Raw genomic sequence first — 7301 nt, forward strand, 5'->3', positions numbered from 1 at the left:
TATGCTTGTAACAAATAGTTAACCTGAACGCGCGTATGCAACCAAGATACATTGCCATTAAATCCCTTATTCTGGATGCCATAGAAGCCGGGCACATGAAGCCAGGTGATCAGGTACCGTCTGAGAATCAACTGGCACAGGAGCACGGGGTGAGTCGCATGACTGCCAGACGTGCGTTGAGTGACATGGTGGACGAAGGCATTCTGATGCGCAGTCAGGGGCTGGGCACGTTTGTGTCTGACCATCGTCCCATGAGTTCAATGCTGGAAATTAAAAGCATTCGCGATGAAATTGAACAACGTGGGCACCGTTATTCCAACCGCATTGTATTGCTTGAAACTCGAAGCGCCGACCACAGTATAGCCGCGCACCTTGCGGTTAATGAAGGGGATGACGTATTTCACAGTGTGATTGTGCATAGCGAGAACGGCTTGCCAGTTCAATATGAAGACAGATGGGTAAACCCCGCCTGGGCACCAGACTATCTGCGCAGCGATTTTCACGCACAAACCGCTAACTATTATCTGAATCTGGTGGCGCCATTAACCATGGCCGACCACAGTGTGGAAGCCGTACTGGCGGCCGCTGATATTGCCCACGAATTACACATTCAACCCACAGAGCCTTGCCTGAAGGTGAGTCGCCGTACCTATTCTTCTATTCATTCTCCGCTGGTTACCGCGTCAGGACACACACCGGGTAAGTCAGCCGAGAAGCGAAGAAAACAGGGCGTGGTGAGCCATGCAGTGCTCTACCATCCTGGTAGTCGATACCGACTTGGCGGCCATCTGGATTTTCAAACTAAAACAACAATTACCCCGGAGAAATGATGACACGTTTCGACCCTACCCGTGAGATCCGCGCGCCACGCGGCACCACGTTAAACGCTAAAAGCTGGCAAACCGAAGCGCCGCTGCGCATGCTAATGAACAACCTGGACCCGGAAGTGGCCGAGCATCCGCAAAGCCTGGTGGTATATGGTGGTATTGGCCGAGCAGCCCGCGACTGGGAATCCTTCGACAAAATTTGTGAGGTGCTGAAGCGGCTGAATAACAATGAAACCCTGCTAATCCAATCGGGTAAACCAGTGGGGGTGTTTCCTACCCATGAAAACGCGCCGCGGGTGCTTATTGCCAACTCGAATCTGGTGCCACACTGGGCAAACTGGGAGCACTTTAACGCGCTGGATAAGCAAGGGCTGATGATGTACGGCCAAATGACCGCCGGATCCTGGATCTACATTGGTTCGCAGGGCATTGTGCAGGGTACCTACGAAACCTTCGTGAGCGTTGCGAAAACCCACTTTAATGGCGACAGCAAAGGCCGCTGGATATTAACCGGTGGGTTAGGAGGGATGGGCGGCGCGCAGCCGCTGGCCGCTACCATGGCGGGGTTTTCCATGCTGGCCGTGGAAGTGGATGAAAGCCGTATCGATTTTCGTTTAAAAACGGGTTATGTGGATAAAAAGGCAACCAGTTTAGATGAGGCACTGGCCATGCTTGAAGTGGCTAAACAGGCTGGTAAAGCAATTTCTGTTGGCTTGTTGGGCAACGCTGCGGAAGTGTTCCCGCAAATGCTGGCCCGAAACATAATTCCGGACGTGGTAACCGACCAAACCAGTGCGCATGATCCGCTTAACGGCTATGTGCCCAGTGGCTGGACACTGGAGCAGGCAAAAGCGCAGCGACTCACCGATGAAGCCGGTGTAGTGAAAGCCGCTAAGCAATCTATGGCAAAACAGGTTCAGGCTATGCTGGGGTTTCAAACCGCTGGCGCGGCAACCCTGGACTACGGCAATAACATTCGCCAAATGGCGCTGGAAGAAGGCGTTGCCAATGCATTTGATTTTCCGGGCTTTGTACCGGCTTATATTCGCCCGTTATTCTGCGAGGGCATAGGCCCGTTCCGCTGGGCGGCGCTATCGGGTGATCCGGAAGATATTTATAAAACCGATGCCAAAGTAAAAGAGCTTATCCCAGACAACCCGCATTTACACAATTGGCTGGACATGGCGCGTGAGCGAATTCAGTTCCAGGGCTTACCAGCACGCATTTGCTGGGTTGGGTTAGGCGAGCGTCAGAAGCTGGGCCTGGCATTCAACGAAATGGTTCGCAATGGCGAACTGAGCGCGCCGGTTGTGATAGGCCGTGATCACCTGGATTCTGGCTCAGTTGCGTCGCCAAACCGCGAGACCGAAGCTATGATGGACGGCTCTGATGCCGTGTCAGACTGGCCATTGCTTAACGCACTGCTCAATACAGCAGGTGGTGCAACCTGGGTGAGCTTACACCACGGTGGCGGTGTAGGCATGGGCTTTAGCCAGCACTCCGGCGTAGTGATTTTATGTGATGGCAGCAAAGAGGCCGACGCACGGATTGCCCGGGTACTTCACAACGACCCTGCCACCGGGGTAATGCGCCATGCCGATGCGGGTTACGACATAGCGAAAGATTGCGCTCGTAAACACAATTTGGATTTACCGATGCTGGATGTTGCCAGCCAACAGGGAGATAAATAATGAAGTCGTTAACCCTTATTCCCGGCACGCTGACACTGGAACAACTGCGCACGGTATTTCGCGAACACGTTGAACTTGCACTGGACGACAGCGCCAAAACCGGCATTCAGGCGGCTGAACAAACGGTACTGGATGTGATTAAAGAAAACCGCACAGTGTATGGCATTAACACCGGATTTGGTTTGCTTGCCAACACCCGCATTGACGTAAACGAACTGGAGCTGTTACAGCGCAGTATTGTGTTGTCGCACGCGGCAGGCACCGGTGATTTCATGAGCGAAGACACAGTGCGTTTACTAATGCTACTGAAAATTAACTCGTTGGCTCGCGGCTACTCAGGGATTCGTTTAGGTGTAGTGGAAGCCCTGATCAAGCTATACAACGCTGAAGTGTATCCCGCCATACCTGAAAAAGGCTCGGTGGGTGCCAGTGGCGACTTAGCGCCGCTGGCCCATATGAGCGTGGTGCTGCTGGGCGAAGGCGAAGCGTTTTATCGCGGTGAGCGCATTGATGCAAAGCGCGCACTCAGCATAGCCGGGCTTGAACCCATCGCGCTTGCGCCAAAAGAAGGGTTAGCGCTGCTAAACGGCACGCAGGCATCAACAGCCTTTGCACTGCAAGGCTTGTTCTACACAGAAAACGCGCTGTATAGCGCCATTGGCATTGGCGCGTTAACCGTAGATGCCGCGCTGGGTTCCCGTGTGCCGTTTGACGACCGCATTCACGCTGTGCGCGGCCACCAAACCCAAAGCGACGTAGCCGCGGCGTTCCGTGAACTGCTGGCTACCAGCGAAATTGGACACTCACATCAAGGCTGCACCAAAGTGCAGGATCCCTATTCACTGCGTTGTCAGCCTCAGGTAATGGGCGCTTGTTTACAGCAGTTGCGCTTTGCGCAGCAGATCCTGGTAACCGAAGCCAATGGCGTAAGCGACAATCCGCTGGTATTTGCTGACACCGGCGATATTCTCTCGGGCGGTAACTTCCACGCCGAAACCGTTGCCATGGCAGCTGATATGCTGGCGATTGCGTTGTCGGAAATCGGCGCGTTGTCGGAGCGCAGAATGTCGCTGATGATCGATACCCATTTAAGTGGCTTGCCGCCATTTCTGGTGGAAAACGGTGGCGTGAACTCTGGCTTTATGATTGCTCAGGTAACGTGTGCAGCTCTGGCGAGTGAAAACAAAACGCTCGCACACCCGGCGTCGATTGACTCGTTGCCAACCTCGGCAAACCAGGAAGATCACGTATCAATGGCTACTTTTGCGGCGCGCCGTTTACGTGACATCTTCGACAACGTGGCAGGCATTCTGGCTATTGAATGGTTGGCAGCGTGTCAGGGACTGGATTTCAGAAGGCCGTTGAAAACCAGCAACCGGTTGCAAGCGCTAATGCAGCTACTGCGCAACGAGGTGCCGTTTTACGACAAGGATCGCTATTTCGCCCCTGATATTGAAGCAGCGAAACAGTTGATTAAACGCCATCATTTGATGGACACTACACAATTACAACTGCTGGATAGTGAATAGCAGAATAAAGTGGGTGGGCGGTGTTATGTCGATGCCGCCCCGTTCTTGTAGTAGTTAATGGTGTTGGTTCAAAAGGAAGCGAAAATGCGTATTCAACGGTGTGCCAAATCAGTGGTTTCTTCGGTGTTCCCAATAGTGGCGCTGGCTTGCGCGCTCGGGTTATCAGGCTGTAGCGACAGTGAAGTAGGCGATGTGTCGCTGGGTGTGTTCACTACCAAAGACATTAAAATTGACGCCCTGCAGGACCCGGTAGTAACCGGCGTTACCTGCCACATTTCCAGTATTGAAGCGGATTTGGATTTGTCTGATCCCTCTGATAGCTCTATTGCCTGCCGTCAAACCGGGCCAATCAATGCCGCGATGATAGCCGCTATCGATAAATCAGACTCCGGCGAAGTGATTTTCAAAAAATCCAAGAGCGTGTTCTTCAAAAACATGAAGCTACGCCGTATATACGACGCAAAATCGCAAACCCTGATTTACCTTTCTTACAGCACTAAAGAAACCTCAGGTAGCTACAAGCACAGCATTTCCACCGTACCGCTATGGGATACCGACGCGTTTGTTACTGTGCCAGTACAGGATTAGTACTTACGCAAACGAGCGTTGAGGCATATGGCATATCGCGCGCAGACAACACTGCTGGCTGCGCGCGCATAAAGCGGTTATAAACTGTCGCCCAGTAAATTTGCCCCGATAAAGCCAACCTTCACATAAATCAGCGCGCCTTCATCGCGGGTAAACGGGGTATGTGTTGAATAGCGGGGACTGCGGATCCAACTGCCTTGTGGATACGTGCCATGCTCATCGTAAAAGCAGCCTTCCAGAACCAGAATTTCTTCGCCGCCCGGATGAGTATGCGGGCTAAACTGCGTGTTGGGGGCCCAGCGCACCAGTGCAGTACTCACGCCATTGTGCTCATGTAAAGGCAACACCGACAGCCCATTTACAAGGCCCGGTACAAAGTGTGCTTCGCGTGTATTTAATATTACTGGATGGCTGTCTGACCGGGCGAACTGCCAGAGCTTTACTAGCAAGGTACAGCCGTTTGCAGAATAAGGTGTATGTGCGCTGCCTGGCGGATTGCGTAAATAGGTGCCGGCCGGATAATCACCATGTTCGTCACTGAACGTGCCCGATAGCACCAGAATTTCCTCGCCGCCGTTGTGTACATGAGCCGAATAACCGGCCCCAGGCGCGTAACGCACAATGCTGGTTGCCCTCGCTACTTCGCCACCCACCCGATCCAGCATCATGCGCGTAACACCAGGTAATGGCGAAGGCACATAGGCATAATCTTCAGGTTTAATTACAACACGCTGAGAAAAATCGCCGTTTATTTTCATGTTTACCTCGAAAAGGAATACCAGAGATTGTACTTGAATTTGCCGAAATTGGTTTATTCGAGGATGTATTTGATGTTGACGTGTTTTGCCTGGTATCAAAAAAATGGATACAGCAATTAGGGGACATTCGTTATCCGCATTAAGCGATAGACTTTTGAATTTGAGGAGAGCCTCGAGTGCGTTTCAGTATGGTTGTGTTTTGTCATATTTTTTGACAAAACATGGTTGCCTTTTATCAATTCTGCCAGTGATATCAGGAATAAACTGCTAATGGGGAATTTAATTCACCGAGCTAACCAGAGTATCTACAAGATTGGCTGGTGCGGACCGGGTGCAGATCATTGGTGATTAAAAAGAAAGGGGGGCTGCAGATTAAATAGTAATTTAACGTAATGGTAGTCATGAGTTTTTGAAGCTTCCTATTCATTTAGTAGCATTCCAGCCAATATCGTGCTGATAATTAATGCACAGCTAATTTTAACCTGGTGCGAATTTGATAGAAATATTGATTGTCTATTTGTTGATCGGAACGGTTGTATCGGCTTTATTTTTTGCCGCGCATCTATTTTTTCGAGCCAGTTTAGAGAAGCCATTCCCACTAAAATTACTTATCGCGACGCTACCGCTGAATATCATCTTGTGGCCGATGTATTTATTTGTCCTTTTTCAAGAAAGGTCACTGAAATCAGTTCTTGAATATAAGTCTTACGATGTACTTTCGCTGCCATCAAATGCTGAACTCGAAAAACGAAGAGAGAGAATTCTTGAGTTATGGAACAACCCGCCTCCCTGTGGCAAATATATTTATACAACATCAAGAAACAGCCGGTTTTGCGACAATACGGAAGCAATGTTTGTTTTTGAAAGCGAGCAGGTGTTCGCGCACTTTGCTCACTACCTGAAAGATGAAGTGAGCATTTATGATCACGCTGCGGCAATTAAAAAGTGGGTTGCCCAGGCCGACTCCTCGCAGGATGTTTGCAGTTGTGTTCCTGAGGAATGGGATGATTTTCGGGATATCGAACGAGACCTGATTGCAAAGGGAATTGGCCAGTGTTTTTGCAAACAGTGCAATAAAATTTTTGAAAACAATAGCTTAGTTATAAAGCAAGAAGCGTTAAAGATTGGGTGGAATTTCGAACGTATTGAATGCCCGAACGGACATAGTGTGATCATTACAGAGACAATGCACATATTGTCATCGAAGTCTGACGATTGATAATTGGTATAGCAATTACCGTGCTAGAAGGTGGATTTCTTTGATGATTCAAGCTATCAAAATGGTGGCTCCACCTGGACTTGAACGAGGGGCCAAACGATTATGAGACCACAAGGGCGAGCTTGTAATCCCTTCAATATTGCGGCTGTTACTTTAGCTAAGACCACCAACTTACCGATATTGTTACCACCTATGATTTCTATGGTGTAACTCAAATTGATTCTTACCAGTTATGAACTAAACTCTCCTGTGGTAGTATTAAGTAGGATTTTATCCTTACGAGATGTCTTTCATTGGAGGTAAATTATGGCAATGGTAAAGAAAAGTATCACAGTAACTGATCAACAAGAACAATGGATGCAAGCTCAACTTGCTACTGGCAATTATGCTAGTGACAGCGAGTTATTGCGAGATTTGATCAGAAAAGAGCAAATGCGTACTAGTGAAGTAGAAGTTATTAGGCAAGAACTGCTCAAAGCAGAGCAAAGCGGTTTTAGCTCTCGTTCTCCAGAGGATATTGTTAATGCAGTGATTGCTAGAAAACAAAATAATGGCGAAGTATAGATTAAGTAGTGCTGCCGATCAGGATTTCGAGCAGCTATTTGAATATGGCATTGATAACTTTGGGTTAGCTCAGGCTAAATCATACGTTGATGGGGTGATTATTCAGTTTCAAAGCATTGCGGAAA

At 49.5% G+C, this 7301-nt stretch carries 7 protein-coding genes; 6 read left to right on the forward strand and 1 reads right to left on the reverse strand.

Annotation, left to right across the window (positions count from 1 at the left end):
• Window positions 1–35 precede the first annotated feature (35 nt).
• From ACLR2L_RS06170 to ACLR2L_RS06185, 4 genes are all read left to right on the forward strand, one after another.
• Window positions 36–830, forward strand: a complete 795-nt coding sequence (locus ACLR2L_RS06170) for a UTRA domain-containing protein (protein ID WP_413366599.1) — start codon at window positions 36–38, stop codon at window positions 828–830.
• A complete protein-coding gene (gene hutU, locus ACLR2L_RS06175; RefSeq protein WP_413366601.1) occupies window positions 830–2518 on the forward strand; it encodes a urocanate hydratase in 1689 nt (562 codons plus the stop codon). Before ACLR2L_RS06170 ends, hutU begins: the two co-directional genes overlap by 1 nt.
• Window positions 2518–4047 carry a histidine ammonia-lyase gene (hutH, locus tag ACLR2L_RS06180; protein WP_413366603.1) on the forward strand — a complete coding sequence of 510 codons (1530 nt, stop codon included), beginning with the start codon at window positions 2518–2520 and terminating at the stop codon, window positions 4045–4047. The genes hutU and hutH overlap by 1 nt, the downstream gene beginning before the upstream one ends.
• Window positions 4048–4131: 84 nt before the next feature.
• Window positions 4132–4635, forward strand: coding sequence for a CreA family protein (locus tag ACLR2L_RS06185; RefSeq protein ID WP_140956384.1), 504 nt, complete (start codon window positions 4132–4134; stop codon window positions 4633–4635).
• Between the two features lie 77 nt (window positions 4636–4712).
• Here the strand turns inward: ACLR2L_RS06185 and ACLR2L_RS06190 are convergent, their stop codons facing one another.
• The gene (locus ACLR2L_RS06190) at window positions 4713–5393 is read right to left on the reverse strand and encodes a cupin domain-containing protein (protein WP_413366605.1); all 681 of its coding nucleotides are present in this window, start codon (window positions 5391–5393) and stop codon (window positions 4713–4715) included.
• Window positions 5394–5886: 493 nt separating this feature from the next.
• On the opposite strand from ACLR2L_RS06190, the gene ACLR2L_RS06195 reads away from it, so the two are divergent.
• Window positions 5887–6612 (forward strand): hypothetical protein, encoded by a 726-nt coding sequence (locus ACLR2L_RS06195; RefSeq protein ID WP_413366607.1) that lies wholly within the window; start codon window positions 5887–5889, stop codon window positions 6610–6612.
• Between the two features lie 306 nt (window positions 6613–6918).
• On the forward strand, window positions 6919–7176 hold the full coding sequence (locus tag ACLR2L_RS06200) for a type II toxin-antitoxin system ParD family antitoxin (RefSeq protein ID WP_413366609.1): 258 nt from the start codon (window positions 6919–6921) through the stop codon (window positions 7174–7176).
• The last annotated feature ends 125 nt before the right edge of the window (window positions 7177–7301 follow it).

This window comes from Alteromonas sp. AMM-1 (assembly GCF_047290655.1).
In the GTDB taxonomy this organism is placed as follows: Bacteria; Pseudomonadota; Gammaproteobacteria; order Enterobacterales; family Alteromonadaceae; genus Alteromonas; species Alteromonas mangrovi.

Bases quoted from the DNA above. Each gene is read 5' to 3' on its own strand.
- hutH (WP_413366603.1), top strand. From the start codon at position 2,518: ATGAAGTCGTTAACCCTTATTCCCGGCACGCTGACACTGGAACAACTG.
- ACLR2L_RS06170 (WP_413366599.1), top strand. From the start codon at position 36: ATGCAACCAAGATACATTGCCATTAAATCCCTTATTCTGGATGCCATA.
- ACLR2L_RS06185 (WP_140956384.1), top strand. From the start codon at position 4,132: ATGCGTATTCAACGGTGTGCCAAATCAGTGGTTTCTTCGGTGTTCCCA.
- hutU (WP_413366601.1), top strand. From the start codon at position 830: ATGACACGTTTCGACCCTACCCGTGAGATCCGCGCGCCACGCGGCACC.
- ACLR2L_RS06190 (WP_413366605.1), bottom strand. From the start codon at position 5,393: ATGAAAATAAACGGCGATTTTTCTCAGCGTGTTGTAATTAAACCTGAA.
- ACLR2L_RS06200 (WP_413366609.1), top strand. From the start codon at position 6,919: ATGGCAATGGTAAAGAAAAGTATCACAGTAACTGATCAACAAGAACAA.